The 26,735-nt window shown below is 55.5% G+C and carries 24 protein-coding genes; 11 read left to right on the top strand and 13 right to left on the bottom strand.

What is annotated here, in order from left to right; all coding sequences use genetic code 11:
- The first annotated feature begins 21 nt into the window (after positions 1 to 21).
- From AC6I8L_RS14055 to nudK, 5 genes are all read left to right on the top strand, one after another.
- On the top strand, positions 22 to 312 hold the full coding sequence (locus tag AC6I8L_RS14055) for a chaperone NapD (RefSeq protein WP_058959092.1): 291 nt from the start codon (positions 22 to 24) through the stop codon (positions 310 to 312).
- Entirely contained in the window at positions 309 to 2,795 is a 2,487-nt protein-coding gene (gene napA, locus AC6I8L_RS14050) for a nitrate reductase catalytic subunit NapA (protein WP_058959091.1), read from the top strand. The genes AC6I8L_RS14055 and napA overlap by 4 nt, the downstream gene beginning before the upstream one ends.
- 11 nt (positions 2,796 to 2,806) lie before the next feature.
- A complete protein-coding gene (napB, locus tag AC6I8L_RS14045; protein WP_045814877.1) occupies positions 2,807 to 3,238 on the top strand; it encodes a nitrate reductase cytochrome c-type subunit in 432 nt (143 codons plus the stop codon).
- 8 nt (positions 3,239 to 3,246) lie between these two features.
- Positions 3,247 to 3,831 (top strand): cytochrome c-type protein NapC, encoded by a 585-nt coding sequence (napC, locus tag AC6I8L_RS14040; protein ID WP_034825804.1) that lies wholly within the window; start codon positions 3,247 to 3,249, stop codon positions 3,829 to 3,831.
- Positions 3,832 to 4,019: 188 nt separating this feature from the next.
- Positions 4,020 to 4,598 carry a GDP-mannose pyrophosphatase NudK gene (nudK, locus tag AC6I8L_RS14035; RefSeq protein ID WP_058959090.1) on the top strand — a complete coding sequence of 193 codons (579 nt, stop codon included), beginning with the start codon at positions 4,020 to 4,022 and terminating at the stop codon, positions 4,596 to 4,598.
- 44 nt (positions 4,599 to 4,642) lie between these two features.
- Here the strand turns inward: nudK and AC6I8L_RS14030 are convergent, their stop codons facing one another.
- From AC6I8L_RS14030 to AC6I8L_RS13995, 8 genes are read right to left on the bottom strand one after another with little or no spacing between them, the layout of a single operon-like run.
- Positions 4,643 to 5,605 carry a ribokinase gene (locus AC6I8L_RS14030; RefSeq protein ID WP_058959089.1) on the bottom strand — a complete coding sequence of 321 codons (963 nt, stop codon included), beginning with the start codon at positions 5,603 to 5,605 and terminating at the stop codon, positions 4,643 to 4,645.
- Positions 5,605 to 6,498 (bottom strand): allose kinase, encoded by an 894-nt coding sequence (gene alsK, locus AC6I8L_RS14025; protein WP_058959088.1) that lies wholly within the window; start codon positions 6,496 to 6,498, stop codon positions 5,605 to 5,607. Before alsK ends, AC6I8L_RS14030 begins: the two co-directional genes overlap by 1 nt.
- Complete coding sequence (gene alsE / locus AC6I8L_RS14020) at positions 6,495 to 7,187, bottom strand: D-allulose 6-phosphate 3-epimerase (RefSeq protein WP_038645526.1); 693 nt, start codon at positions 7,185 to 7,187, stop codon at positions 6,495 to 6,497. The genes alsK and alsE overlap by 4 nt, the downstream gene beginning before the upstream one ends.
- Positions 7,187 to 8,236, bottom strand: coding sequence for an ABC transporter permease (locus AC6I8L_RS14015; RefSeq protein WP_058959087.1), 1,050 nt, complete (start codon positions 8,234 to 8,236; stop codon positions 7,187 to 7,189). Before AC6I8L_RS14015 ends, alsE begins: the two co-directional genes overlap by 1 nt.
- A gap of 13 nt (positions 8,237 to 8,249) precedes the next feature.
- Positions 8,250 to 9,239, bottom strand: coding sequence for an ABC transporter permease (locus tag AC6I8L_RS14010; RefSeq protein ID WP_034825832.1), 990 nt, complete (start codon positions 9,237 to 9,239; stop codon positions 8,250 to 8,252).
- The gene (locus AC6I8L_RS14005) at positions 9,232 to 10,737 is read right to left on the bottom strand and encodes a sugar ABC transporter ATP-binding protein (RefSeq protein WP_058959197.1); all 1,506 of its coding nucleotides are present in this window, start codon (positions 10,735 to 10,737) and stop codon (positions 9,232 to 9,234) included. The genes AC6I8L_RS14010 and AC6I8L_RS14005 overlap by 8 nt, the downstream gene beginning before the upstream one ends.
- A 2-nt stretch (positions 10,738 to 10,739) precedes the next feature.
- On the bottom strand, positions 10,740 to 11,723 hold the full coding sequence (locus AC6I8L_RS14000) for a substrate-binding domain-containing protein (RefSeq protein WP_058959086.1): 984 nt from the start codon (positions 11,721 to 11,723) through the stop codon (positions 10,740 to 10,742).
- Positions 11,724 to 11,735: 12 nt separating this feature from the next.
- Complete coding sequence (locus AC6I8L_RS13995; protein ID WP_034825836.1) at positions 11,736 to 12,566, bottom strand: DeoR/GlpR family DNA-binding transcription regulator; 831 nt, start codon at positions 12,564 to 12,566, stop codon at positions 11,736 to 11,738.
- Positions 12,567 to 13,144: 578 nt separating this feature from the next.
- Here AC6I8L_RS13995 and AC6I8L_RS13990 point away from each other — a divergent pair.
- Positions 13,145 to 14,203: a DUF1176 domain-containing protein gene (locus AC6I8L_RS13990; protein ID WP_058959085.1), complete on the top strand. Its 1,059-nt coding sequence runs from the start codon at positions 13,145 to 13,147 to the stop codon at positions 14,201 to 14,203.
- Between the two features lie 103 nt (positions 14,204 to 14,306).
- Here AC6I8L_RS13990 and ampH read toward each other — a convergent pair whose 3' ends face one another.
- From ampH to tal, 3 genes are all read right to left on the bottom strand, one after another.
- Positions 14,307 to 15,482 (bottom strand): D-alanyl-D-alanine-carboxypeptidase/endopeptidase AmpH, encoded by a 1,176-nt coding sequence (gene ampH, locus AC6I8L_RS13985; protein WP_058959084.1) that lies wholly within the window; start codon positions 15,480 to 15,482, stop codon positions 14,307 to 14,309.
- Positions 15,483 to 15,627: 145 nt separating this feature from the next.
- Positions 15,628 to 17,637: a transketolase gene (tkt, locus tag AC6I8L_RS13980; protein WP_058959083.1), complete on the bottom strand. Its 2,010-nt coding sequence runs from the start codon at positions 17,635 to 17,637 to the stop codon at positions 15,628 to 15,630.
- Positions 17,638 to 17,706: 69 nt separating this feature from the next.
- Positions 17,707 to 18,657: a transaldolase gene (tal, locus tag AC6I8L_RS13975; RefSeq protein ID WP_058959082.1), complete on the bottom strand. Its 951-nt coding sequence runs from the start codon at positions 18,655 to 18,657 to the stop codon at positions 17,707 to 17,709.
- A gap of 319 nt (positions 18,658 to 18,976) precedes the next feature.
- Between tal and maeB the strand changes: the two genes are divergently transcribed.
- Positions 18,977 to 21,256 carry an NADP-dependent oxaloacetate-decarboxylating malate dehydrogenase gene (maeB, locus tag AC6I8L_RS13970; RefSeq protein ID WP_058959081.1) on the top strand — a complete coding sequence of 760 codons (2,280 nt, stop codon included), beginning with the start codon at positions 18,977 to 18,979 and terminating at the stop codon, positions 21,254 to 21,256.
- Between the two features lie 719 nt (positions 21,257 to 21,975).
- On the opposite strand, the gene hemF is transcribed toward maeB, so the two are convergent.
- On the bottom strand, positions 21,976 to 22,896 hold the full coding sequence (gene hemF / locus AC6I8L_RS13965; RefSeq protein WP_058959079.1) for an oxygen-dependent coproporphyrinogen oxidase: 921 nt from the start codon (positions 22,894 to 22,896) through the stop codon (positions 21,976 to 21,978).
- Positions 22,897 to 22,943: 47 nt separating this feature from the next.
- A complete protein-coding gene (amiA, locus tag AC6I8L_RS13960; protein WP_034825849.1) occupies positions 22,944 to 23,801 on the bottom strand; it encodes an N-acetylmuramoyl-L-alanine amidase AmiA in 858 nt (285 codons plus the stop codon).
- A 210-nt stretch (positions 23,802 to 24,011) separates the two neighbouring features.
- Here amiA and AC6I8L_RS13955 point away from each other — a divergent pair, with 210 nt between their 5' ends.
- The 4 genes from AC6I8L_RS13955 (at position 24,012) to AC6I8L_RS13940 (ending at position 26,580) form a co-directional block, all read left to right on the top strand.
- On the top strand, positions 24,012 to 24,437 hold the full coding sequence (locus AC6I8L_RS13955) for a GNAT family acetyltransferase (RefSeq protein WP_034825851.1): 426 nt from the start codon (positions 24,012 to 24,014) through the stop codon (positions 24,435 to 24,437).
- A gap of 7 nt (positions 24,438 to 24,444) precedes the next feature.
- Positions 24,445 to 24,903, top strand: a complete 459-nt coding sequence (locus AC6I8L_RS13950; RefSeq protein ID WP_153012247.1) for a DUF2919 domain-containing protein — start codon at positions 24,445 to 24,447, stop codon at positions 24,901 to 24,903.
- A 63-nt stretch (positions 24,904 to 24,966) separates the two neighbouring features.
- Entirely contained in the window at positions 24,967 to 25,587 is a 621-nt protein-coding gene (locus AC6I8L_RS13945; protein ID WP_058959077.1) for an RpoE-regulated lipoprotein, read from the top strand.
- 96 nt (positions 25,588 to 25,683) lie between these two features.
- Positions 25,684 to 26,580 (top strand): Dyp-type peroxidase, encoded by an 897-nt coding sequence (locus tag AC6I8L_RS13940; RefSeq protein ID WP_058959076.1) that lies wholly within the window; start codon positions 25,684 to 25,686, stop codon positions 26,578 to 26,580.
- Positions 26,581 to 26,735 lie beyond the last annotated feature (155 nt).

Here is a 26,735-nt window from a genome sequence, read left to right as displayed (position 1 = left end):
CTGGCTAAACGAGGTGAGCGCATGACGCACTCCATTCTCCCTGAAAGCAGTTGGCACGTATGCGGTCTGGTCATCCAGGCGCGATCTCACGCCATCCCGGCGGTAAAGCAGGGATTGCTGTTGCTTTCTGATTGCGAAATCGCCGCCGAAGACAGCGCACGCGGCACGCTGGCCGTGACCCTGGGTGCTGCTGATAGTCGCGCCTTGCTGAATAACATCGAAGCCACCCGCAATATCCCGCATGTATTGGCCGTTTCTCTGGTGTATCACCAGCAAGACGAAACGGAATATCGTCACAAGGAAGCATCATGAAAGTCAGTCGTCGAGAATTTATGAAGGCCAATGCGGCCGCAGCGGCGGCAGTGGCCGCAGGACTTACGATTCCCAGCGTCACCAAAGCCGTGACCGCACTGGGCGCCCCGATCCGCTGGGAAAAGGCGCCGTGTCGTTTTTGTGGCACCGGTTGTGGCGTGCTGGTGGGCACGCAAGAGGGACGCGTGGTGGCCTCACAGGGCGATCCGCAGGCGGAAGTAAACCGTGGGTTGAACTGCATCAAAGGTTATTTCCTGCCCAAGATCATGTACGGGAAAGACCGCCTGACGCAGCCGTTGCTGCGCATGACCGATGGCCACTACGACAAAGAAGGTGAGTTTACCCCGGTGAGTTGGGATCAGGCTTTCGACATCATGGAACAGAAGTTCAAAGCGGCGCTAAAAGCCAACGGGCCTGAATCCATTGGCATGTTCGGTTCCGGTCAATGGACGGTATGGGAAGGGTATGCCGCCTCTAAATTGATGAAAGCCGGTTTCCGCACCAACAATCTCGATCCTAACGCGCGCCACTGCATGGCCTCGGCGGTGGTGGGCTTTATGCGTACCTTCGGCATGGATGAACCGATGGGCTGCTACGATGACATCGAAGTGGCCGATGCCTTTGTGCTGTGGGGCTCGAACATGGCCGAGATGCATCCGATTCTCTGGTCACGCCTGACCGCCCGTCGCCTGAGCGATGACAATGTCAAAGTCGCGGTGCTCTCAACCTATCGCCATCGTAGTTTCGAACTGGCTGATAACGGCATGGTGTTTACGCCGCAGAGCGATTTGGCGATTCTCAACTTTATTGCCAACTACATTATTCAGAACAACAAAGTCGATAAAACCTTCCTGCAGAATCACGTGACGCTGCGTAAAGGCGTCACGGATATCGGCTATGGATTGCGCCCAAGCGATCCGCGTCAGGCTTCAGCGAAAAACCCGGATAGCGGCGAATCTACGCCGATCAGCTTCGACGAGTACGCCAAATTCGTTGCCGAGTACACGGTGGAAAAAGCCAGTGAGATGAGCGGCGTCGAGCAGGACCAACTGATTGCGCTGGCCGAATTGTATGCCGACCCGAATGTTAATGTGGTCTCCTACTGGACCATGGGCTTTAACCAGCATACGCGCGGCGTGTGGGCCAATAACCTGTGCTACAACATCCATCTGCTGACCGGAAAAATCTCGCGCCCCGGCACCGGTCCCTTCTCGCTCACCGGGCAACCCTCCGCGTGCGGAACCGCACGTGAAGTCGGTACCTTCTCGCATCGCCTGCCCGCAGACATGGTGGTGAATAACGATAAGCACCGTGCGACGGCCGAAAAACTATGGAAGCTGCCGCAAGGCACCATTCCCGCCAAAATCGGCCTGCATGCGGTCGCTCAGGATCGCGCGCTGAAAGACGGCAAGCTCAATGCCTACTGGGTGATGTGTAACAACAACATGCAGGCGGGACCGAACCTGACACAGGAGCGCATGCCGGGCTGGCGTGATGCACGCAACTTTATCGTGGTGTCCGATCCTTATCCCACCGTCAGTGCTTTGTGTGCGGACTTGATCCTGCCGACGGCAATGTGGGTGGAGAAAGAGGGCGCTTACGGCAACGCCGAGCGTCGTACCCAGTTCTGGCATCAACAGGTGAAAGCACCGGGTGAAGCCAAATCGGATCTGTGGCAGATGGTGAATTTCGCTAAGCGTTTCCGCGTGGCGGAAGTCTGGCCGGAAGCGTTGATTGCCCAACAGCCAGAGCTGCGGGATAAAACCTTGTATGACGTGCTGTACGCCAACGGCCAGGTTAATCAATTCCCGTTGAGCGAAGTGGCCGACGATCGACTGAACGACGAGGCGCGCGATTTTGGCTTCTACATCCAAAAAGGCCTGTTTGAAGAGTATGCCAGCTTTGGTCGCGGACACGGTCACGATCTGGCGCCATTCGATGCCTATCATGAAGCGCGCGGATTGCGCTGGCCGGTGGTGAATGGCAAAGAGACGCGCTGGCGCTACCGCGAAGGCTTTGACAGCTACGTCAAAGCGGGCGAGGGCGTGCGTTTCTATGGCAAGCCAGATGGCAAAGCCACCATTTTTGCCCTGCCGTATGAGCCACCCGCTGAAGCACCGGACGCCGAGTACGATATGTGGTTCTGTACCGGCCGCGTGCTGGAACACTGGCACACCGGCACCATGACGCGTCGCGTGCCGGAGCTGCATCGTGCCGTGCCGCAGGCGCTGCTGTATATCCATCCGCTGGACGCCAAAGATCGCGGTTTCCGCCGTGGCGAGAAGGTCCGCGTGGTATCACGTCGGGGTGAAACCGTGGCGACTGTCGAAACGCGCGGACGTAATCAACCGCCAAAAGGGCTGGTGTTTATGCCGTTCTTTGATGCTGGCGTGCTGGCCAACAACGTCACGCTGGATGCCACCGATCCGCTATCGAAGCAGACCGATTACAAAAAATGCGCCGTTAAGCTGGTCAAAATTTAAGGCAGGATGCAATGAAACCCTTATTTACTCTTATCACCGTTGCCGCCCTGACGCTGGGCGGCGTGGTTTACGCGGGTCATGGCGTGGATCTCACACAATCTCCGGAAGTCACGGCCACGCAGCAGGGCACGATCCATCAGCCTAAAGAGCAGAGCCGCAAACCGCTGAACTACGTGAATCAGCCGCCGGTGATCCCGCACAGCGTCGATGGCTACCAGGTGACGAAAAACGTCAACCGCTGCCTGCAGTGCCACGGCACGCAGAGCTATCTGACCACCGGCGCACCGCGCGTGAGCCCAACACACTTTACCGATCGTGATGGCCTGGTGAGCAGCACGGTATCGCCGCGTCGCTACTTCTGTTTGCAGTGCCACGTCCCGCAAACCGATGCCAAACCGGTGGTGGAGAACACCTTTAAACCGGCTAACGGCTTTGGGCAGTGAGGTTATCAATGAAACAGAGATTATTACGCATCTGGCGCTGGTGGCGACGCCCCAGCCGCTTAGCACTCGGCACGCTGCTGATTTTGGGTTTTGCCGGTGGGATTATTTTCTGGGGCGGTTTTAATACCGCAATGGAGATGACCAACCGCGAGCAGTTCTGCATTGGCTGCCATGAGATGCGCAACAACGTGTATCAGGAGTATATGCAGACGGTGCACTACAACAACCGCAGCGGTGTGCGTGCAACCTGCCCGGATTGCCATGTGCCGCACGAATGGGGTCCGAAAATGCTGCGCAAATTGCAAGCCAGCAAAGAGGTGTACGCCAAGATCTTCGGCCTGATCGACACACCGCAGAAGTTTGAAGAGACGCGTATCGAGCTGGCACAGAATGAGTGGCGCAGGATGAAGAACAATAATTCGCAGGAGTGCCGAAACTGCCACAACTTCGAGTATATGGATTTCACCGCGCAGAAGACGGTGGCAGCAAAAATGCACAGCAAAGCGGTGGAGGATGGGCAAACCTGTATTGATTGCCACAAAGGAATTGCGCATCACCTGCCGGATATGAGCGAGCAGAAGAACGGTTTTTGATTTTTGCATTGCCATCCATTCGCGCGATAAATCGCGCCGCTACTTCTCTCTGCACCTTGCCGTAGCGGCGCAATGTATTGCGCGACCGTTTTCGTCCTTCATTGCACACTGACCGCACGAATTCAGATAGTTTTCCCCGCCGCTAGCGCCTATTATCTCAGGCTCCCTCATTAAGCGGTGGAGCGGCCATGTCGTTAAAGATCAACATCATTAAAGATAAGTTACTGTCAGATAATTACTTTATCCTGCGTAACTTCACCTACGAACTGACCCGCAGCAACGGCGAAGTCGTGCGCCACAAACGCGAAGTCTATGACCGCGGCAATGGCGCCACCATCCTGCTTTATAACCGCGACAAGAACACCGTGCTGCTGATTCGTCAGTTCCGCATTGCGACTTACGTTAACGGTAATGCCAGCGGTGAATTGATTGAGACCTGCGCAGGGCTGCTGGATAACGATTCGCCAGAAGATTGTATCCGCAAAGAAGCCATCGAAGAGACCGGCTATGAAGTCGGCAAGGTCGAGAAGCTGTTTGAAGCCTACATGTCACCGGGTGGCGTGACCGAAATCGTCCATTTCTTCGCGGCAGAGTATAGCGATGCAATGCGCGCCAACGCCGGTGGTGGCGTGGAAGATGAAGAGATTACCGTGCTGGAGTTGCCTTTCCCGCAAGCGCTGGCGATGGTGAAAGACGGTCGCATCCTCGATGGTAAAGCGATTATGCTGCTGCAACACGCGCAAATTGCGGGTTGGTTAAAAGCCTAACCGGTGCATCACTAAGGGCGACTTTCATGGCCGCCCGCAGTCATTCAGGCCATCACTTCCAACGGCTTTGGCACGCACTCCGGATGGGCCTGCATACGCGCCAGCGCTTCGGCGTACGACGGCATAGAGTTGGCCGCACCAGAACGCTCCACACACAACGAAGCAAACGCCGAAGCGAACAGAGCCGCCTGTGGCAGTTCATCTCCCGAAGCTAAACGCGCTGCCAGCGCACCGTTAAACGCATCGCCCGCGCCGGTGGTATCCAGCGGTTGTGCCGGGAACAGCGGAATGCGCAGCGGCTGCTGTTCCGCATTGGACAACAGGGCGCCCGCCATCCCCAGGGTAATAATCACCTGACGCGCGCCTTTGCGGTGCATCACTTCTGCGGCTTTCTGCGCACTGGCAAAATCCGTCACCTTTACGCCGGTAATCTGCATCGCTTCGGTGCTATTGGGCGTCAGTAAATCCACCTTCGCCAGCAGTGCATCACTCACTTTTTGCCACGGCGCCGGGTTTAAAATCACAAAGGTGCCACCCGCACGCGCATTATCAATCATGCGCTGAATGGCATTCAGGTTGTTCTCTAGCTGCACCAACAAGATATCCGCTGCGGCTACCGTAGGCTGACAGCGCGACACTTCCGCCGCCGTCACCGTGGTGTTCGCGCCTGGGAACACCGAAATCATGTTTTCAGCATCATCCCCGGCCACATAAATCAGTGCGTTGCCGGTAGGCTTCTCTTTACAGGTAAACAGCGTAATCGCATCAAAGCCGGTTTTTTCGAGGTGACGACGGGCGAAAGTGCCAAAATCATCATTACCGACCTTGCCGATATAGTGCACGCGCGCCCCGGCACGCAGCGCCGCCGTGGCCTGGTTTGCGCCTTTGCCGCCCGGTCCCATCATGCTGTTATGGGCAGTCAGTGATTCACCAGGCAACGGGAAGCGGTTCATCACCGCGACGACGTCGAGGTTGAACGAGCCAAACACACACACTTTTCCTTTCATCATGCACTCCTGAACAGGCGTTCGGCGGCTAAACAGGCACCGCGACAGCCGGTGTGATCGGTGGATTGACTAAACACGATCTTCAAATTGTCACGCGTGGCCGGTGGACGCAGATGCTGCTGAATCTGACTGCGTAACTGCGCCAGCGGGAAGTCCGCCATCGCCAGCACTCCGCCCCCCAGAATCAGGTATTCGGGATCGAGGATGTTCATTTCGGTGGCAATCAGCTGCGCCAAACGATAAACAAATGCCTGCAACTCCGGATGGTCGCCATGTTGCGTAAACAGCGCCGACATATCGGTATTCGGCACGTGAGCCTTAGCCCAGTGACTCAACCAATGGCCCGAAGTCACCGTCTCCGCACAACCCCGGTTGCCGCACGGGCAGGGTAGATCGTTACCGGCAATCGGCACATGGCCCAATTCACCCGCGCCGCCGTGCTGGCCGTGGTAAAAGCGACCATTTATCCACAAGCTGTTGCCCATACCGGTACCGGGATACAAACCTACCGCGTTATCCGGCAACTGTTCCAGCTGCATTAAATCCCACATCATCAGATGGTTAACATCTTTATCCATCGCCACTGGCACGCCAAGACGCTCGGTGAGGATCGCCGCCACAGGCTGATGATCCAGCGCCTGAATAAACGGCAGCGAAATCACCTGCTGACGATCGCGGCTGAGAATGCCCGGCAATCCCAGCATCACGCCGCTCACCGGTTGCTGCTCCAGTGTTTCACTGATTAACTGCCCGAGTGCCGTCAATGCGTCGGGCTGCTGCGCCCAGCTGGCCGTCGGCACCTTGCGGAAGCTGGACCAGATGCGTCCCTCTTCCATCAGCTGCAGACGTGTGCCGGTGCCGCCAATGTCGATGCCCAGCCAGCGTGGAATCATGCGGATACCTTCGCCAGGCCCTGAGCTTCATCAATGCTGTCACGCATCATGTCCCAGGCCGTTGCCAGATCGTCATGGATGTTAAACAGGCCCGAGGTACCGACAATCAGCACTTCTGCACCTGCTCCAACCAGCGTGTTGTAAGTGCGAGTGTTGCAGGAACCATCGATCTCAATCAGATATTTGTGGCCATGCTGCTGCTTCAGGGCTTTCAGTTCCTGCACTTTGGCGACCATTTCCGGGATGAATGGCTGTCCGGCATAGCCAGGATCCACGGTCATCACGGTGATTTTGTCCAGCAGATGAATATAGTGATGGATAAACGATACTGGTGTGGCCGGGTTCAGCACCACGCCGACTTTCTTGCCAAAGCTGCGAATCAGGTTGATCACGCGGAACGCATCGCGGTTGATGGTTTCTGCATGTGGGCAGATGTAGTCGGCACCCGCTTTGGCAATCACTTCAATGAAGTCGGTCGGGTGTTCCACCATCAAATGCACATCCAGCGCCACTTTGGTGTGTGGACGAATCTGCTCAATAAAGAACGGCGACAGCGTGATGTTCTTAACGTAGTGACCGTCCATGATATCGATATGGAGGAAGTCTGCGCGGGAGTCCAGCACTTCCAGCTGGTGCTTGATCTCCATCAGATTCATACACATCAACGACGGGGAGACTTGAATACGCATTAGACTTCCTTTTTTTCGGTCAGAGGATTAAGGGCCGCAGCGAGCTTGCTCAGCTTGACGGCACGATGTTCATTAAAACGGGCTTTGAATTGTTTGAAGGCCAACACCACAATCAGCACTGCGCCCCACATCGCCAGGCTTACGTGCTGGCTGATGTTCATCAGATTGAAACCGGTAGAGAGCACTTGCAGGGCAATCAGCGCCAGTACCACCCCCGTGACGCGGCCGAAGCCACCGTTCGGGTCGGTGCCGCCGAGAATAATTGCCAGCACGGTCAGCAGCAGATACGCATCGCCGTAGCCCATACGCGCTGAGTTAAAGCGCGCCATCATGATCAATCCGGCTAACACGCACAGCAGGCTGGAGATGACGTACACCAGTACCACCATGCGATGCGTGTTGATGCCGCTGAACCAGGTGGCATTAATGTTGCTGCCGCCCATGTAGATGCATTTACCGGCGCGGGTTTTACCCAGGAACAGCGCCAGCAGCGCAGCGGCAATCAGGAACACCCACAGTGGCAGCGGCATACCCAACAGCGTGTTGGAACCGAGTGCCTGCACCACCGATGGCATGCCGCTGACAGCGGCACCTTTGGTTAGCCAGATGCCGATGCCGTTCAGCGTCATCATGGTTGCCAGCGTCACCAGAATCGGGTGAGCACCAATTCGCGTCACCATCACACCGGTGATGACACCGATAAAGGCAGCAATCAGCATTGCGCCGACGATGGCGATAAACAGCCACAGCAGTTGCTGACCGGTGCCGGCATCGGCGGGCAGGGCGCTCATCAGCGTCCAGGCGATAAACAGTGCGGTCAGGTTAGCGGTAGCGATAATCGCCAGGTTCAGGCCGCCGCTGAGGATGGCGATAAACATTGCCAGCGTTAGCAAGCCCAGTTCCGGCAGCTGGAACGCCATACTCATAAAGGTCGAGTCGGTCATAAAGCGGCCCGGCAGCATGAAGGTGAAGATTGCCAGCGCCAGCGCAATCAGCAGCATCAGGCCAATATTGGTGCCGTCCGGACGCAGAGCAGAGAGTGATTTCATGTGAATGCTCCTGTCAGACGAAACTGACGTCAGTTTCTTTACGTTTTTTGTAGTGAGTGACGGCAATCGCCACCATGATCACGCCGCCTACCACGATGTTCATAAAGTAGTTGGAGACGCCAATCAGGTTGAGGCCGTTCTTCAGGATGGCGATCAGGAACACGCCCATCAGTGTGCCGCTCACTGTGCCTTTGCCGCCCATCAGGCTGGCACCGCCGAGCACCGTGGCCGCCAGCACATCCAGCTCGCCGCCGACCAGCGCATTCGGCACCACTTCACCCATGCGATACACCTGCACCAGGCCGCCAATCGCCGCCATCGCACCGAGCCAGCCGTAAGCGAAAACGTGAATCAGACCGACGCGAATCCCGATACGACGTGCGGATTCCGCATCGCCGCCCACCGCATACAGCTGGCGGCCGAGGTTGGTTTTGTTGAGCAGCAGCGCGGTCAGTCCGGCAATCACCAGCATGGTGATCAGCGGCAAACCAATCTGGAAACTGTTGCCTTGCCAGGTGAAGGGCAGCACGCTGCGCAGCGTGATCCACCAGTCCGGCAGGGAATAAAGGCTCTTACCGCCGGTCACCCACATCAGCAGACCAAACAGCAGCGACTGCATACTGATGGTGATGATGATCGACACCACGCGCAGCGAGGTAATCAGCAGGGCGTTAATCACGCCAAAGGTGGTGCCGCAGACAATCGCCAGCAGGATGCTCAGCGCCGCGTTATCAAACTGGAACTGCACAAACAGCGAAGCGATCAGGTATTGCACCACCGACGCCACCGCGGCGAAGGAGATATCGATGCCGCCGGTCACCAGCACCACAAACAGGCCGAGGGCAAAGATGCCGGTCACCGCGTAGCTTTCTGCCAGGTCCAGCAGGTTTTGCACGGAGAGGAACTGGTCGCTGGCCACCGAGAAAAACAGGATGAAAGCCAGCAGCACCCACGCCAGCCAGCCTTGACTGGAGTGCGGGCGTAAACGAGAAAAATCAGGCATTGATCACCTCCGCCAGCTGTTCTTGCTCAACGGTATCGGGTTGGTATTCGGCATGAACGGTGCCATCACGGAAGTGCAGAATGCGGTCGCAGTTGTACCAAACCTCTGGCACTTCATCGGAAATCAGAATGATCGACAGACCCTCTTTCGCCAGCTCGTGGATCAACTGATAGATGCTGGCTTTAGCGCCGACATCCACGCCCACGGTCGGCGAGTCCAGAATCAAAATGCGCGGCTGGGTCAGCACCCATTTCGCCAGCACGATCTTTTGCTGGTTGCCGCCGGAGAGGGTAGAGATCGCCAGATTGGGATCGGCCACGCGCACACCGAGCTGTAGAATCCATTGCAGGATCAGCTTGTTCTTGCGGTATTCGTCGATGATGTGAAAACGGTTTTGCAGTTTGTCGAGGATCGGCAGCACCATGTTGTCGGCCACCGATTGCTGCTGCACCAGACCGAGGGTTAAGCGGTCTTCGGAGACATAACCGATACCGGCTTTGATGGCATCTTCATGGCCCCGGAAGCGCACTGGCTTGCTGTCGAGCCAGATTTTGCCGCTGTCAGGTTTGGTCATGCCAAACAGCGACAGCGCCAGTTCGGTACGACCGGAGCCGAGCAGGCCGCACAGACCGAGTACTTCGCCCTGATACAGCTTGAAATTGACGTCATGGTATTGACCGGCGCGTGTCAGGTTCTCGACTTCGAGAATGGCGCGGTCAGCATTACGCGTTGGCGCTTTCAGTTGATAATCGAGTTTTAGCCCGGTCATCAGTTCAGTCAGATGATGTGGCGTCATCTCTTTAGCGGGCCAGCAGCCCATCTTGCGTCCGTCACGGATCACGGTGACGCGATCCGAAATCTCTAATACTTCATCCAGACGGTGGCTGACGAACACCACGCAGATGTTTTTGTCTTTCAGGTAGCGCACAGTGCGCAGCAGTTGGTTTACTTCGGTGCGGGTCAGAGAAGCCGTCGGTTCGTCCATGATCACCAGGCGCGCATCGGCGACCAGTGCACGGCAAATCGCCACCTGCTGACGTGCGGCAATCGACAGCGCCGAGACTTTCTCATCCAAATCGAGATCGAATTTCAGTTCTTCAATAATACGGGTTGCCGTTTCACGCAGCTTCGCCTTGCGGTGCCAGCCGAGCAGGCCATTAAGGTTGTGCTCAAAGGCGATGTTCTCGGCCACGCTCAAATTCGGGAACAACGACAGATCCTGATAAATCACCTGGATACCGAAATCACGCGCCTGACGGGTGGTCAGACGCGGGAAGGTCGGGCCATCACCCAGGGTAATGCGGCTGCCACTGTCCGGGGCGTGTACCCCAGAAATGACTTTGATTAAGGTGCTCTTGCCACAGCCGTTGGTGCCAGCCAGGCAGTGCACTTCGCCCGCCAGTAAGCTCAGCGAGATATCGCTCAGTGCGCGGTTGCCACCAAATGTTTTCGACAGGTTGTCGAGCGCAATTAACGTCTGTGGGATCACCTCTTTCATCATTACAGCCCCATTTTCACCAGTTTTGGCAGGTTTTCTTTATCCAGGCTTTCGGTGTTGTTACCGAGGATGGTGTGGGTCGCCTCGTCAACTTTCACTTTGCCCAGACCGTCGATGGTCATACCGTCGGTGATCGGCTCTTTCTTCTGCATCATGTCGGCGATACGTACGAACACTTCGCCAGCGGTTTGCGGGTTCCAGATGTAGCCGCCTTTGATCGCGCCACGCTGCACCAGCGAAGCACCCTGGCCTGGGCTGAAGGCGCCAATGACGCACACCTGATCAATCTTGTTGCGGTTCATCACTGCACGACCAGCACCGATTGGGCCCTGTGAACCGAACGCCATAATGCCTTTCAGATCCGGGTACTTGGACATCAACTCGTTGGTGGTACGGATGGAGTCATCCAGCGATTCGCCGACGCCGAACTTGTCGGTCACCATCTGCATTTTTGGATAGTGCTCTTTCTGGTAGTTCAGCGCGGCATCGGTCCACTGTTGATGCAGTGGCACGGTCAGGCTGCCGACGTACATGGCGTATTTGCCCTCTTCATGCATGCATTTCGCCAGTGCTTTCATATGGTTGATGCCGTGTGTCGGGGCATCCACCAGTTCGAAGTCCCAGTTCGCGCCTTTCTGATCCGGTGATTCGTGGGTGATCACCTGAATGCCGGCTTCACGTGCACGTTTCAGTACCGGTTCCAGAACTTTCGGGTCATTCGGCACTACGCCGATGATGTCGACTTTCTGCGCAATCAAATCTTCAATCGCACGCACCTGCAGGGCAGGGTCGGCGGCGGTTGGGCCTACCATCCATGCATCAATGCCGCGTTTCGCCGCTTCACTCTTGATGCCCACTTCCATGGCGTTGAACCATGGAATACCGCCAATTTTCACCACGATGCCCATGCGTAATTTGTCAGCAGCGTGCGCGCCGGTAGCGGCAAACAGAGCAAGCAGAGAACAGGCGATAAGATGTTTTTTCATAAAGACTCCGGATTAATTTTTTATAAGCTGCATTGAATTGTTGCGCTGTGAGCAATCAATAATATTGACGCCGTTCCAGGCTAATTCTTGTTCCAGCTCTTTGTCTTTTAATTGGTCAGTGATGAGAAAGTCCACATCGCGATAATGACAAATACGCGCGAATGAGGGCCGCAGGAATTTACTGGCATCCAGCAGCAGATGTTTTCTTTCTGCTGCCAGTAACATCTGTTGTTTTAAATGTGCGTTGTTTTCGTTACCTTCACGTAAATAACCGTCATTGCCTAAACTGCTACAGGAAAAAAAGATCTTATTGATCTGAAATTCCCGTAAAGGCTGTTCAGCGACAACACCGTGGAAATCTTCATAACGGTCAGAATATTCTCCCCCCAGACAGATGGTGCGGATACTGCCGCGCGCCGCAAGGGTTTGCACAATTCTGATAGAGTTGGTTAATACCGTTAATTCAATATCCGGTAGCTGTCGCGCCAAATACCAGCAAGTGGTGCTACTGTCGAGTAATATACAATCGCCGGGGCTGATGAAATCGAGTGCACGTTTGGCTATTGCCATCTTTGCATCTACATGTTCATTCATGCGCTGGCGGAAAGATAATTCATACTCGTTAACACCCCTCGTATTCCCCTGAATGTTAGCGGCTTGTCGTTTTGCTGGTACTGCACCGCCGTGGCTACGTTGCAACAGCCCACGTTTCTCCAGCTGAGTTAAATCACGACGAATCGTTTCTTGCGAAACCTGACACAACGTGACTAATTCAGCGACAATAACCCGACCATTTAAATTTAGTTCGTCAATAATTCGCTGCTGTCTTTCAATCGGCAACATGACTTCCCTCCGATGGCTATAAAGTACTGGATACCGCAGCGGGAAAATGTGGACTGCGCACGAGTCCGCAGTGGTCAAAATGCCCGGCGACGTTAGAGTGATATGGGTTAAATTTTTATGTAAATGAGATATCTATTTTTCATGTAATAGAGATCTGATTCACATAAACACGCGTGTTAGCGCTAAATCGGGGGATCGGTAGCAAACAATTATTACCGTATGAAAACACCTTATCATGACCGAGTATGACCGTTTGTGTGTATTTGACCGATTTGTGATGTGAGCTAAATTGTTTTTAGCTAAACCGCCTCTGAGGGTATGACGTCGATCAAACAGATGTTTGAGCCATGAGCACGCTTTCAGATAATCATCACTCCACAGTCCGACGAATCCGATTGAGCGGAAATCAGTCGAAATGGATGATGGAATTCTTGCTTCTCCAGCCTTAGATCGCCCTCAGGCGACGGCTTTTTCAGCAGTTAGTACCGCTTTTAGGGCCAGCTCACAGTTTCGGCCCGCTGACCACGTTGTCGTTACGCTATGATTTCTTTTCAGGGAATTTGGGGACCTTTTTTTTGATGTCTTATTGGATGAAGTCGCTGCTTTTATTGCCCTTTGTGTTTGTCGCGTGCGTTCAGGCTGAGCCACTGCAAAAGTCATTTTCTGACTGGCAGCTCACCTGTAACAACGCGGCTTTTTGCGTGGCACGCAGCTTTCCGGGGGACAACGGATTAGTGATGACCCTTTCACGTGGCGCTGGCGTTAACGATCGCCCGCTGCTGCGTATTGATTACGGCAGCGCGTACAGCGGAGAGCTGCCCGGCGGACCGCTGAAGGAAAATTTGCTGCTGGATCAACGTCGCCTGACGCCAGACCTCAAACATTGGAGCGTGGAGCCACACCATCTCGCCACCAGTAATGCCATCGCCATCGACGAATTTCTGGCGCAAACGCTGGATGCCCATACTCTGCAACTGACCTATCAGGCGAAAGCCACTATCCCACTCAGCGGCATGAAAGCGGCGCTATTGTTGATGGATGATGTTCAGGGGCGGGTAAATGGTGCCAGCGCCTGGGTGAAGCGGGGCGATCGCGCGCCATCGGACGTTCTCCCTGTGCCGCAGGTACCGCAACTGCCCGCTCGCTTACCGCAGCCAGCGCCGTTAACTCAGGAAGAAACCAGCGGGTTAATTGATTACGGTACCTGGCGGGTTAACACCGACAACTGTTCGCTCGATCCGCTGAGACGTGAAGTGAGTGTAGCGCCGCTCACCGACACCAAAGCGCTGCTTTTGATCAGTTGTGAAGCCGGTGCCTATAACGTGATTGATTTGGCCTTTGAGGTGACGCGTAGCCAGCCTTACGTTGCTCGCGGGCTGACGTTGACCTTGCCATTCACGCCACCTGGACGCAGTGACAATCAGATGGAGTTGGTGAACGCTGAATTCGATGCCAGCAGCGGTTTGCTTTACACCTTCAGTAAAGGCCGCGGTCTGGGAGATTGTGGTGTCGCCACGCGTTGGCAGTTCGACGGAAATGACTTTGTGCTGGCAGAGTATGCTGAAGAGAAAACCTGTGACGCATGGCATAGCAGTGATAAATGGCCCACGCTGTGGGTCAGCCAGCCCCCGTCATAATTCGCACTGCAGATGCGTTGGCTGTTTTCATTCACCCCAGTCACTTACTGATGTAAGCTCCTGGGGATTCATTCAATTGCCGCCTTTCTGCATCACGAACTATCTAGGGGGAAGGTATGGCATTGATCATCATCGGTGAGCCATTTTGATTGCCCACCAACTCCGCCAACAGATTATTCACGCCATCGCTCATCGGTGTGAAGCGTGACAGCGGTGAACGCGTCACCACCACAAATACTCCGACGTTATTCTGTGGCACCATCGCCATGTAAGTAATAAAGCCGCCGCCGCCGCCGGTTTTTTCGATAATCCCTGGACGTCCCTCTTTTGGCCCCATATACACCCAGCCCATGCCTAAGGCATCGGCACGGCCAGGCACATCCATACCTTCCACTTTGGTCAACTGGTCACGGCGATAGATCAGCGTTTGCAGACGATCAACCTGCGGCGTGCGGTGATTAACCGCCGAGTTGAGGAATTGCTGCATCCAGCGGCCCATATCATCCGGCGTTGAATACACGCCACCGCTGCCAATTGCCGCCAGGGTGTTATTGCACGGGCTGGCCCCTTTCTCAGGGATCATCAGGCGCTGGCACTGATCGGGGGATGGCGTAAAGGTGGTGTCTTTCATTCCCAGCGGACGCGTCACCAGCTGTTGCAGCAGGGCGGGATAAGGCGTGCCTGCCGCTTTCGACAGTGCATCACTCAGCAGGTCAAAGCCGAGGTTGGAATAGGAGGCTTGTGTTCCCGGCGTGGCTTTCAATTGCGCACCCTGCAGCCACTGCCAGCGATCGGCTTTGGTTGGCCAGACAAACACGGGACGATGCGGTTTGCCGCCCGGCTGCTCACGCGGCAGGCTGCCGGTATGAGTCGCGAGGTTGATCAGGCGAATCGGCTGACCGTTGTAATTCGGGACGCGTGCGCCAGCCGGAGCATACTTGCTCAACGGGTCATCAAGGCGAATCTGTCCGCGTTCCGCCATTTTGACCATCACTTCGCTGGTCATCAATTTGCTCAGCGAGGCGATGCGAATCACGGAATCGAGCTGAGGGCGCACGTTATTGCCAGGGCTGGTATCGCCAAAGCTGGCAAATACGCGCTGATTGCCATCAATCGCCACCAGCGCCATGCCGGTTGCGCCGCTGCCATAGAAGATATGCTCGGCATAACGATCAACGATCTGCGAGGCCAGCAGCGGATCGGCTACCGTCTGCGCCATGCTTTTTAATGTAAGCACTGAAACCATTAAGGCCAGTAAAAAAGGAGTACGTTTTTTCAACGGGAAAGCGTCCGCAACAGGATTCGGAGGAAAGCTTATAGTAATCAGTTTGTGCGAGGCGTGAAGAGGGAAGGGAGGATTTTTTTCTGTATCAGGCTGTGATCAAAAAACGGCCCTTACGTCAAAAGACGCAGGGCCGGATCGATTAGTGCGGCTTGAGTAATGCTTCGGTATGGCTCACGATATTTTCCACCGTAAAGCCAAATTCCGGGAACAGCTTGCCTGCCGGTGCAGACTCACCGAAGGTGGTCATGCCGACAATCGCGCCATCCAGGCCGACATACTTGAACCAGTAATCGGCGATACCTGCTTCTACCGCCACGCGCGCTTTTACGCCGGAGGGCAGCACCGATTCGCGGTAGGCTGCATCCTGCTTGTCGAACACGTCGGTGCAGGGCAGAGACACCACGCGCACCTTGTGGCCGCTGGCACCGAGTTTATCCGCCGCGCCCAGCGCGATTTCAATCTCAGAACCGGTGGCGATGATGATCGCTTCTGGCGTGCCCGCGCAATCCTGCAGCACATAGCCCCCTTTGGCGATATCCGCTACCTGTGCTTTGCTGCGTTCGGGCTGCAGCAGATTTTGGCGCGATAGAATCAGCGCGGTCGGGCCATGATGGCGCTCAACAGCGGCTTTCCACGCTACAGCGGTTTCCACCTGATCGCACGGACGCCAGACGCTCATATTCGGCGTTACGCGCAGGCTGGCGAGCTGTTCCACCGGCTGGTGCGTTGGGCCATCTTCGCCCAGACCAATCGAGTCATGGGTATACACCAGCACCTGACGCGCTTTCATCAGCGCCGCCATGCGCACCGCATTACGCGCGTACTCAACAAACATCAGGAAGGTGGCAGTATAGGGAATAAAGCCGCCGTGATGGGCAATACCGTTGCCAATTGCCGTCATACCAAATTCGCGCACGCCGTAGTGGATGTAGTTACCGGCGATATCTTCTTTAATCGATTTCGAACCCGACCAGATGGTGAGGTTACTCGGCGCGAGGTCAGCAGAGCCACCCAACAACTCTGGCAGCAGCTTGCCGTAGACTTCCAGCGTGTTTTGCGACGCTTTACGGCTGGCGATTTTTTGCGGATTGGCCTGCAACTCATCAACAAACGCCTGAGTCGCCTCACTCCATTGTGCGGGCATACCGCCATCCAGACGACGGCTGAACTCGGCGGCAAGGTCCGGATGTGCAGACTTATAGGCCGCAAATTTCTCATCCCAGGCTTTCTCACGCTGGCTGCCGGCTTCTTTGGCATCCCACTGTTGATAAATCTCTTTCGGGATTTCAAACGCCGGATGGTGCCAGCCGAGTTTTTGGCGGGTCAACGCCACTTCCTGCTCGCCCAGCGCGGCGCCATGTGACTCTTCTTTACCGGCTTTATTCGGCGACCCAAAACCAATGACCGTGCGGCAGATAATCAGCGAAGGCTTGTCGGTGACGCTCTGCGCTTCTTTAATCGCCGCCGCAATCGCTTCAGGATCGTGACCATCAATACCTTCCGCACTGCCGACCACGTGCCAGTTATAGGCTTCGAAGCGTTTATGGGTGTCATCGGTGAACCAGCCTTCGGTTTCACCATCAATCGAGATGCCGTTGTGATCGTAGAAACCAATCAGTTTGCCGAGACCCAGCGTTCCCGCCAGCGAGCTGACCTCATGGGAAATCCCTTCCATCAGACAGCCATCACCCATGAAGACATAAGTGTGGTGATCGACGATATCGTGCCCAGGACGGTTAAACTGTGCCGCAAGCGTACGCTCAGCAATCGCCATGCCCACCGCATTGGCTAAACCTTGTCCCAGTGGACCGGTGGTGGTTTCCACGCCTGGTGTGTAGCCAATTTCCGGGTGGCCCGGCGTTTTCGAATGCAGCTGGCGGAAATTTTTCAACTCTTCCATCGGCAGGTCATAACCCGTGAGGTGCAGCAGGCTATAAAGCAGCATCGAACCGTGGCCATTGGAGAGGATAAAGCGGTCGCGGTCGGCCCAGGCCGGGTTGTTAGGGTTATGTTTGAGGACATCGCGCCACAGCACTTCGGCGATATCGGCCATTCCCATCGGCATACCGGGGTGACCGGAATTTGCTTTTTGTACCGCATCCATACTTAAAGCACGAATCGCGTTAGCCAACTCTTTGCGTGAAGACATAGGGTTCTCCCTTATGATTGGGCAAATGAGGACGGGCAGACGCCCGTCCGACATGAAAAGAGTGGTGATTTACAGGCGAGAAGCCAGCACATCTTCCAGCTTCTGCTGGTCAATGGCGAATTGACGGATGCCGTCAGACAGTTTTTCCACCGCCATTGGATCCTGGTTATGTTCCCAGCGGAACTCCGCTTCGGAGAGCGATGCAGGCTGGTGGAAACCTTCGGTTGAAGGTTCCAGTTTGCGCTCCAGTGGCGCATCGCTGTTCGCCAGCTCTTCCAGCAGGTTAGGGGAGATGGTCAGGCGGTCACAACCGGCCAGCGCCTGAATCTGCTCCACTTTACGGAAGCTGGCACCCATGATCACGGTGCTATAACGATGCTTCTTGTAGTAATCGTAGATACGACGCACGGATTTCACGCCAGGATCTTCATCCACCACGTACGGGTCGAGCGGTTTGCGTGAGTTGTACCAGTCATAAATACGGCCGACAAACGGGGAGATCAGGAACACGCCCGCTTCGGCACAGGCACGCGCCTGCGCAAAGGAGAACAGCAGCGTCAGGTTACACTGGATACCGTTCTTCTCCAGTTCTTCAGCGGCTTTGATCCCTTCCCAGGTTGAGGCCAGTTTGATCAGGATGCGCGAACGATCAATGCCGTTCTCTTCATACATCCGTACCAGTTTCTCCGCTTTGGTGACACACATGCCACGATCGAAGGAGAGGCGCGCATCCACTTCGGTCGAAACACGGCCCGGTACGCTTTTCAGAATTTCCATACCGAGATTAATCGCCACTTTGTCACTGGCGTTGATGATTTGCGTCTCTTTGCTGCCGCCCTGTTTTTTCGCATAGTCGATAGCGTCATCAATCAGATGTTTATAAGCATCGAGACCGGCAGCTTTCAGGATCAACGAAGGGTTTGTGGTCGCGTCTTCCGGGTGGTAATGGCGAATGGATTCGATGTCGCCGCTGTCCGCCACCACGGTGGTGAACTGTTTCAATGCATCTAGCTGGTTCATCGCTTAACTCCTTGATTAGCAATAATGTGGGCAAACGAGTCGTGCCCTTTCCTGTTGAGTCGTGGCTCAACACAGTGCTACAGACGTTGCACGAAGAAAATGCGTTTTCTCTGATTGTGGCGCTGAAGGGCATCTGTCACGGAAGGGGGTGCCTGATCGGTTCAGCTACGTGTTTTGCCAACATTAAGAATAGCAGGCTGCGCCAAAGCCGCAGGCGAAGCCGTGGCAATCTGTGCCCTCGTTCTTTGAGCGCCTTCACCCTCTTTTGTGCCGCAGATTCCTATACTGGTGGTTTTTCAGCCGTGCCAAAGGATGCCAAATGGACGATCAACTCAAGCAAAGCGCGCTCGATTTCCACCAATATCCCACTCCCGGAAAAATTCAGGTTTCCCCCACCAAACCGCTGGCGACGCAGCGTGATTTAGCGCTGGCCTATTCGCCGGGTGTGGCGGCACCTTGCCTCGAGATTGCTGCCGATCCGTTGGCGGCGCACAAATACACCGCACGCGGCAATCTGGTGGCGGTGATTTCGAACGGTACGGCAGTGCTCGGTCTCGGCAATATCGGTGCGCTGGCCGGTAAGCCGGTGATGGAAGGCAAAGGAGTATTGTTCAAGAAATTCGCCGGCATTGATGTGTTCGATATCGAAGTGGATGAGCTGGACCCGGATAAGTTGATTGAGGTGATTGCCGCGCTGGAGCCGACCTTTGGCGGCATCAACCTTGAAGATATCAAAGCGCCTGAGTGCTTTTACATTGAGCAGAAATTGCGTGAGCGCATGAAGATTCCGGTGTTTCACGATGATCAGCACGGGACCGCGATTATCTGTACTGCGGCGGTGCTAAACGGTTTGACCATCGTGAAAAAGGCCATCTCAGATGTGCGGCTGGTGGTGTCTGGGGCGGGCGCATCAGCCATTGCCTGCCTGAATTTGCTGGTGGCGCTCGGCATGCAGAAGCACAACATTGTGGTGTGTGATTCCAAAGGGGTGATTTACCGCGATCGTGAACCCAATATGACGCCGACCAAAGCCGAGTACGCCATAGAAGATAAAGGCGCGCGTACGCTGGATGAGGTGATTGCCGGTGCGGACATCTTCCTTGGCTGCTCGGGTCCGAAAGCGATGACGCCAGAGATGGTGAAGAAAATGGCACCCAATCCACTCATTCTGGCGCTCGCCAATCCCGAACCGGAGATCATGCCGCCGCTGGCCAAAGAGGTACGGCCGGATGCGATTATCTGCACCGGACGCTCGGATTTCCCTAATCAGGTGAACAACGTGCTGTGTTTCCCGTTTATTTTCCGCGGGGCGCTGGATGTGGGTGCCACGGCAATTAACGAAGAGATGAAACTGGCGGCGGTGCATGCGATTGCAGCGCTGGCACAGGCCGAGCAGAGCGATGTGGTGGCATCAGCTTACGACGATCAGGATTTGAGTTTTGGACCGGAATATCTGATCCCGAAACCGTTCGATCCGCGTTTGATTGTGCAGATCGCGCCTGCTGTGGCGCAAGCGGCGATGGAGTCCGGCGTGGCGACGCGGCCCATCGCTGACTTTGATGCCTATCGCGAGCAGCTCACCGAATTTTTGTATAAAACCAACCTGTTTATGAAGCCGATTTTCTCGCAGGCACGCAAAGATCCGAAACGCGTGGTGATGGCCGAAGGGGAGGAGGTGCGCGTGCTGCATGCGACGCAGGAGCTGGTATCACTGGGGCTGGCGAAGCCGATTCTGATTGGTCGCCCAAATGTGATTGCGATGCGTATCCAGAAGCAAGGATTGAAGATTGAAGCGGGCAAGGATTTTGAGATCGTCAATAACGAGTCCGACCCGCGCTTTAAAGAGTACTGGAACGAGTATTACCAGATCATGAAACGGCGCGGTGTGACGCCTGAAACCGCTCAGCGCGCGGTGATCGGCAATCCAACCTTGATCGGCGCGATCATGGTGCATCGTGGGGAGGCTGACGCGTTAATTTGCGGCACCATCGGCGATTACCGCGAGCATTACGATGTGGTGGAGAAGGTGTTTGGTTTCCGCGACGACGTGAAGGTCGCTGGGGCAATGAACGCGCTGCTGCTGCCGAGCGGGAATACTTTTATTGCGGATACTTACGTGAATGAAGATCCCAGTGCGGAACAGTTGGCGGATATCACATTGCTGGCGGCCGAAACGGTGCGTCGCTTTGGTATTGAACCGCGCGTGGCGCTGCTGTCGCACTCCAGCTTTGGCACGTCTAATGCGCCGGGGGCGCGTAAAATGCGCGAGGCGTTGGCGCTGATTCAAAGCCGTGCGCCGGAACTGGAGATCGACGGTGAGATGCACGGCGATGCGGCGTTGGTGGAGAGTATCCGCCGTGAACTGATGCCCGACAGTCCGCTGAAAGGCACGGCTAATTTGCTGATTATGCCGAACGTGGAAGCGGCGCGTATTAGTTATAACCTGTTGCGTGTGTCGTGCTCGGAAGGCGTGACGGTGGGGCCGGTGTTGATGGGGATCAGCAAGCCGGTGCATGTATTGACGCGGATTGCATCGGTTCGGCGCATTGTGAATATGGTGGCGTTAGCGGTAGTGGAGGCGCAGACCGAGCCGTTGTGAGGTGATGACGTGGTTAAGGGCTAAAGGCCAGGGAGGGTGTTGGTGCGGGCCTTAGCCCCTCTGCTGCTGCCGGGCAGTCCTCGCGCCGCTAACGCGGTGCCCTCGGCTTCCACGTCGTGCCGACGGACCGTTCGGGGATCGACCATCCCTGGTCGGCCCCGAACTGATCCACGCATCCCTGCGTGGATCTCCTGGCCCAACGTAAAAGCCTCAGCGCTGCGGATAGCCCTTGCAGCAGCAGAGGGGCTAAGGCCATCAACATTTGTGCCCTTTTTAGCAAAATGCTGAACGCCGCGAGTCGTATTTGTCGTTGCATCGAAAAGCCTCGATGGACTGGAGAGGGGGCTCTTTTCAACAGCACGTAATGGAGTTTAGTAGCAGGCTGGGGCCGCTTGGGGGCTGGCATTTCGCAGCGCTGAACAGAGTGAGAATGCCAGGATAGCCCGCAGGACGCGGGCGTAAGGCGGGGCGGCACATGGATGTGCCATCCCCGCCGTTCCGTAAGGCAGACGAACGGCGTGAAGGTACCGCGTCAGCGGCGCGAGGACCGCCAGTCCCCAAGCGGCTCCAGCCAGCGTTATCACCAGATCCAATACGCAGCTTCAAACAGTGTTAAATTTAGGTCCTACAAGCAGCTAAGGGTAGCATTATCCGCAGTCCAGACGGCATTGCCTTACGATCCACCAACCAGCATTAACACCTGCTTGTATTAAAAAAGGTTATTCACCTAATCCCAGCCAATCCTTCACCGGCAAGAAATCTCTGTAGAGTGCCGCTTCTGGCGTGCCAGCTTCGGTTTGATAATCATATTCCCAGCGCACCAATGGCGGCATCGACATCAAAATCGATTCGGTGCGGCCGCCGGTTTGCAGGCCGAACAGCGTGCCGCGATCCCACACCAGATTGAATTCGACATAACGCCCGCGACGATAGAGCTGGAACTGACGTTCGCGATCGCCCCATGTCAGCGCCTTGCGCTTCGCGACAATCGGTAAATAGGCATCCAGATAACCCTTGCCCACTGCCTGTATAAAATCGAAGCAGTGATCAAAGTCTGGCGTATTCAGGTCATCGTAAAACAGCCCGCCGATGCCGCGCTGTTCATTACGATGCTTGAGGTGGAAATAGTCGTCACACCATTTTTTGTAGCGCGGATAGACGTCTTCACCAAACGGCTGGCACAGGTCAAACGCGGTTTGATGCCAGTGCAGCGCATCCTCTTCGAAACCGTAATAGGGCGTGAGATCGAAACCGCCGCCGAACCACCATACGGGATCGGCACCCGGCTTCTCGGCAATAAAGAAACGCACGTTGGCATGACTGGTGGGGATGTACGGATTTTCCGGGTGGACGACGAGTGACACGCCCATCGCTTCAAAACTGCGGCCGGCCAGTTCAGGGCGATGTGCGGTGGCAGAGGCGGGCATCTGATCGCCGTGCACGTGCGAAAAATTCACGCCTGCCTGCTCAAACACCGCGCCGTTGCGCAGAACGCGGCTGCGTCCGCCGCCGCCGCCTGGACGCTGCCAGTCATCTTCGGCGAAGGTCGCTGTACCATCGGCAGCGGCCAGCTGGGCGCAAATTTCATCCTGTAGTGTCAATAAAAACGCTTTGACGCGGGAAATATCGGGATTGCTCATGAGTCACTCGTTCCGGAAATTTGCCGCGATTCTACCACAGGAAAAAGCTATGCCTGGCGACGATCGTACTCGTTGAAGTAATTGACGATGCCATCGGCAATCGCGCTGGCGATCTTCTGGCGGAAGGCGGTGGTGCCCAGCAATTGCTCTTCACGCGGGTTGGTAATAAACGAGGTTTCGACCAGCACCGACGGGATTGAAGGTGACTTCAACACCGCAAACGCTGCCTGCTCGGTGTGCTGGCTGTGCAGATGATGCACCGGGCGAATCTGATCCAGGACGTGTTTGCCCAGCGTCAGACTATTGCGGATAGTGTCCGTTTGCACCAGATCGAACAGAATCTGGTTCAGGTAGTTATCTTTCTCCTGCACTTCCGCGCCGCCGACTTTATCGGCATCGTTTTCACGCTGTGACATATAGCGCGCCATGGCGCTACTGGCACCGCGATTCGACAGGGCGAATACCGACGCGCCGTTGGCATCCGGGCTGGTATAGCCATCAGCATGGATCGACATAAACAGGTTAGCGCCGTGCTGATGCGCGATCTCCACGCGTTGATACAGCGGGATAAAGTGATCGCTTTCTCGCGTCAGTCGTACTTCCACTTTAGGGTGATTTTGCAACAGCGTACGCACGGTGTTGGCGATTGCCAGTACGATGTGCTTCTCTTCCGAACCTTCTTCGCCCACCGCGCCCGAATCAATGCCGCCGTGGCCCGGGTCGATCATCACGATGCGTTTGCCGTTAGTGGCCGGTTTCGGCGGCGTGTGACCTTTGCTAACACGCAAATCGGCGCTCTCTTCTTTCGCCATGACCGCGCGCGGTGACAGTACCGCCAGCGCCAGGCCAGAGAGAATCAACTGGCGGCGATTGGTCAGCCGCTTCAGCAGTGAAATTTTACTCATAATGGGGTCCCTGACAGAAAATCCTGCCCAGTGTTATATCGTAACAACTGCCTGGCGGCGACTTCACAACCATTTCAGCGCATTACTTTGTATTACACGTTACTAACAGCAATTTAGCCGTTTTTTTCCACCGTTGCGCGGCGGGAGGGTTGCGCCTGGCAAAGAATGCGTGATAATCAGCGAATTGTGCTTAATAGCAGGGTAACGCCGATGGAAATCCGCTCATTCCGCCAGGAAGATTTTGAAGAAGTGATCACGCTCTGGGAGCGTTGCGATCTGTTACGTCCGTGGAACGATCCGGAACTGGATATCGAACGTAAAATGAACCACGATCCGGAGCTTTTTCTGGTGGCGGAAGTCGGCGGCGAAGTGGTCGGCACGGTTATGGGCGGCTACGATGGACATCGCGGGTCAGTCTACTATCTGGCGGTGCATCCCGATTACCAGGGGCGCGGATTTGCTAATGCGCTGATGAATCGCCTGGAGAAAAAGTTAATCGCGCGTGGCTGTCCGAAGATTAATCTGATGGTGCGCGAAGAGAATGATCAGGTTCTCGCCTTCTACGAGAAACTCGATTACGAGCCGGTGGATTCGGTGTTGCTGGGTAAACGTTTAATCGAAGACCGCGAATATTAAGCCGCCGATGATGGGGCTGAAATATTTGCCAGATGAATACGATGCAAAAGGGCAGCTACGGCTGCCGTTTCTTTTCTGGCTGATTCTGTTATTGCAGGCGCGCACCTGGCTGTTGCTGGTGATGGCGGGCGCATCTTGTCAGCAAGGCAATGATCTGCTGGCACTGTTCTATCCCGATCGTCAGAGCTTTTGGATTGGCCTGGCGCTGGGCATTCCGGCGGCGATGGGCTTACTGTTGACCGGCTATCGTCAACGCTGGCCGCGCCTGTGGCAGACCTGGCGACATGTGTTGAGTGTGTCGTTGTTAATCAGTCTGCTGTCGCAAGGCTACGGTCTTTGGCAAGGCGCTTTTCCTGATTCCCCGCTGCCGCTGTTGTTAACTCTGTTTGACTTGCTGGCGCTGGTCTGGCTGCAAACCCATCAGCGCCTGCGCGACTGTTTTCTGCCGGAACATCACATCGAATAAACTTTTTGCCGGTTTGCGACTCCAACAGGCACGCCAATCGGCACAAGAGATCAAGGAGCATTCATGAAAGTTGTTCGTCCCGCACTGCTGGTTAGCGCCATGATGCTGGCAGGTTGCGCCAGTTCAGGTTCCTCTACCGCCTCCAGCGCGAGCGAAAGTCATTGGTATAACCCGCTCAGCTATCACTGGTCGGCATTAAACCCAATGAACTGGTTTGGCGGCTCGTTAACCGTGACCGAACAAGGTGTGGCAGGCTTAAGCAGCACCACCCCGATGTCAGAAGCGGCGATCGGTAAAGCGTTAAACAATGATTATCAGCTGCGTCAGGGTATGCGCACGCAGAATGGTCAGGTGGTTGATTTCTGGCAGGCGCTGGAAGATGGCAAAGTGAAACTGGTGATCAACGGCCAGAGCAGCGTTGAACGCGTTGAAGTGATGGATGCCGATGCAAAGAGTGCAGACGGCAGCAAGATTGGCGATCTGTTTAGCGCCAAATTCAGCAAAGCCTTCGACAACTGCAAACTCACTACCGGATTAGATGCGCGCGATGTTGAGTGCCGTGCTCCGGGCAGTCAGCACATCTCTTATGTCTACACCGGCGAAGGGCATGGACCAGAGGGATTGATGCCGGCTGACGACACCTTGAAAAGCTGGAAAATCAGCAAAATCGTCTGGCAGCGCTAAGCAAAAAATAATTGCGTTAACGCACAATCACTGTGTGGCTTTCCGGTATGATATGGGCGAAAAATCGTCCTAACTTTCATGCCGGAGAGCAGTGCAATGTCTCAATTCCAGAGCGGGATCCTGTTGGAACACCGCCGTTTCGCCATTTGGCTAGAAGCTCGTATTACGGGCGATCTCGATGCTGTCCGCCAGGGGAGCAAAACCTTCCTGCAACAACTCGTTGCGCTGCAACAGAAATTTGCCGATGCCGGACTGGGCGCGGTGATCGCCTTTGGCGATGCGCTGTGGCGCGATCTGCAAGGTGCGGATTCAGCGCCAGAATTGAAAGCCTTCTCCCCATTGGGCAAAGGCATTGCACCCGCCACGCAACGCGATCTGCTTATCCATATCCAATCTCTGCGTCATGACGTGAATTTCTCGCTGGCACAGGCGGCATTAGCGGCCTTTGCTAACGCCGTGAATATTGAAGAAGAGACCCACGGCTTCCGCTGGGTGGAAGAGCGCGATCTTTCCGGCTTTGTTGATGGCACGGAAAACCCGCAAGGCGAGGCGCGTCAGCAGGTGGCAATTATTGCTGAAGGCCCGGATGCCGGTGGCAGCTATGTTTTCACTCAGCGCTGGGAGCACAATCTCAAACTGTGGAATCGTATGGCAGTGGAAAAGCAGGAAGCGATTATTGGCCGCACCAAAGTGGATAATGAAGAGTTGCCGGGCGATCAACGTCCCGCCACCTCGCATCTCAGCCGCGTTGATTTGAAAGAAGAGGGCAAAGGGCTGAAGATTCTGCGCCAGAGCCTGCCGTATGGTTCGGCCAGCGGCACTCATGGTCTGTATTTCATTTCTTACTGCAACCGCTTGTATAACATTGAGCAGCAACTGCTGAGCATGTTCGGCGAGCGTGACGGCAAAATGGATGCGATGCTGCGCTTCACTAAGCCGGTGACGGGCAGCTACTTCTTTGCGCCTGCACTGGATGCCCTGCAAGCGCTGTAATACGCCAGTGAGCGGTCTTGTGCGCCGCTCACCACTAATCCCGTCTGTCGCATAATCTCTCCCGGCGTCTTATGCCTTTTTAGACTTTGAAATCCCCAAACGATATATAAAACCGTTACTGGTTTGCCCTGAGTTATAAATACACTGGCAGCATC

The organism is Type-E symbiont of Plautia stali (genome assembly GCF_059731115.1).
The sequence above is the reverse complement of the archived record's forward strand: the minus strand, read 5'-3'. Positions and strand labels throughout refer to the sequence as shown.

Coding starts and splice junctions, on each gene's coding strand:
- AC6I8L_RS13955 (WP_034825851.1), top strand. CDS start 24,012: ATGGAAATCCGCTCATTCCGCCAGGAAGATTTTGAAGAAGTGATCACG.
- AC6I8L_RS13945 (WP_058959077.1), top strand. CDS start 24,967: ATGAAAGTTGTTCGTCCCGCACTGCTGGTTAGCGCCATGATGCTGGCA.
- AC6I8L_RS14010 (WP_034825832.1), bottom strand. CDS start 9,239: ATGCCTGATTTTTCTCGTTTACGCCCGCACTCCAGTCAAGGCTGGCTG.
- AC6I8L_RS13940 (WP_058959076.1), top strand. CDS start 25,684: ATGTCTCAATTCCAGAGCGGGATCCTGTTGGAACACCGCCGTTTCGCC.
- alsE (WP_038645526.1), bottom strand. CDS start 7,187: ATGCGTATTCAAGTCTCCCCGTCGTTGATGTGTATGAATCTGATGGAG.
- amiA (WP_034825849.1), bottom strand. CDS start 23,801: ATGAGTAAAATTTCACTGCTGAAGCGGCTGACCAATCGCCGCCAGTTG.
- AC6I8L_RS13995 (WP_034825836.1), bottom strand. CDS start 12,566: ATGTTGCCGATTGAAAGACAGCAGCGAATTATTGACGAACTAAATTTA.
- AC6I8L_RS14000 (WP_058959086.1), bottom strand. CDS start 11,723: ATGAAAAAACATCTTATCGCCTGTTCTCTGCTTGCTCTGTTTGCCGCT.
- AC6I8L_RS14005 (WP_058959197.1), bottom strand. CDS start 10,737: ATGAAAGAGGTGATCCCACAGACGTTAATTGCGCTCGACAACCTGTCG.
- tal (WP_058959082.1), bottom strand. CDS start 18,657: ATGAACCAGCTAGATGCATTGAAACAGTTCACCACCGTGGTGGCGGAC.
- AC6I8L_RS14055 (WP_058959092.1), top strand. CDS start 22: ATGACGCACTCCATTCTCCCTGAAAGCAGTTGGCACGTATGCGGTCTG.
- maeB (WP_058959081.1), top strand. CDS start 18,977: ATGGACGATCAACTCAAGCAAAGCGCGCTCGATTTCCACCAATATCCC.
- AC6I8L_RS14030 (WP_058959089.1), bottom strand. CDS start 5,605: ATGAAAGGAAAAGTGTGTGTGTTTGGCTCGTTCAACCTCGACGTCGTC.
- AC6I8L_RS13950 (WP_153012247.1), top strand. CDS start 24,445: ATGATGGGGCTGAAATATTTGCCAGATGAATACGATGCAAAAGGGCAG.
- tkt (WP_058959083.1), bottom strand. CDS start 17,637: ATGTCTTCACGCAAAGAGTTGGCTAACGCGATTCGTGCTTTAAGTATG.
- nudK (WP_058959090.1), top strand. CDS start 4,020: ATGTCGTTAAAGATCAACATCATTAAAGATAAGTTACTGTCAGATAAT.
- AC6I8L_RS14015 (WP_058959087.1), bottom strand. CDS start 8,236: ATGAAATCACTCTCTGCTCTGCGTCCGGACGGCACCAATATTGGCCTG.
- napC (WP_034825804.1), top strand. CDS start 3,247: ATGAAACAGAGATTATTACGCATCTGGCGCTGGTGGCGACGCCCCAGC.
- hemF (WP_058959079.1), bottom strand. CDS start 22,896: ATGAGCAATCCCGATATTTCCCGCGTCAAAGCGTTTTTATTGACACTA.
- alsK (WP_058959088.1), bottom strand. CDS start 6,498: ATGATTCCACGCTGGCTGGGCATCGACATTGGCGGCACCGGCACACGT.
- AC6I8L_RS13990 (WP_058959085.1), top strand. CDS start 13,145: ATGTCTTATTGGATGAAGTCGCTGCTTTTATTGCCCTTTGTGTTTGTC.
- napB (WP_045814877.1), top strand. CDS start 2,807: ATGAAACCCTTATTTACTCTTATCACCGTTGCCGCCCTGACGCTGGGC.
- napA (WP_058959091.1), top strand. CDS start 309: ATGAAAGTCAGTCGTCGAGAATTTATGAAGGCCAATGCGGCCGCAGCG.